Annotated in this window: 1 protein-coding gene; it reads left to right on the top strand. The window is 75.5% G+C overall.

All coding sequences use genetic code 11. The features are described from left to right. Window positions 1-105: 105 nt before the first annotated feature. The coding region (locus AC1DWF_RS35305) for a hypothetical protein (protein WP_476843118.1) at window positions 106-657 on the top strand (552 nt) is incomplete at its 3' end.

The raw sequence follows: 657 nt of genomic DNA on the forward strand, positions 1-657 counted from the left end.
CCCGAGGACGGCACACCCGAGGACGCGCCTGCACCGCCGGAGACCGCCGGCGGCGATCCGCTGACCCTCTGGCCCTCGGGCCTAGCGGGTGCGATCCCAGCCGCCATGCGGGAACTGGCCGAAGGGCTGTACGGCGGCGCCTTGCCACCCGCAGTCACGCAACGCTTCGAGATGCTGTCCGGCCCCGGCGTGCGGCTGGTACTCGACGCACCCTCGCCGCGCGTCTCGCTCCTCTTCCGCATGGACGCGGTGCCGCAGGGTCCCCTGCTCGTCACCGCCTGGCTGCCCGAGGTGACCGAACCCAACATGCATGCGGTGCTGGAGATCTCCTTGCAGGCGCGGGAGGGCGGCGGCTTCCGCCGGCTGCGCATGCTGCGCCGGGCGCGCGCCTTCCGCCGCCCCGTGCGGATTCCCATCGAGTTCTATCTGGCGGCGGAAGAGGCGGGTGCCTGGCTCGCCGTCGAGGCCGTGGCCGCCAAGAGCGTCGCCGCGCTGGCGCCCTGCCCCGTGCCCGAGGCTCCCGCGTCGCCGCGCTTCGAGGACGGGCGATTGGATGGAACCATCGCGCGCACCGCGGCCTTCGCGCGCGTCCACGGCACCGCGCCCGAGCCGGTCCCCCTGCCCGCTGCCCCCCGCACGGCCGGCGGCGCGCATCCC

It is taken from the genome of Aminobacter sp. P4_D5, assembly GCF_056401815.1.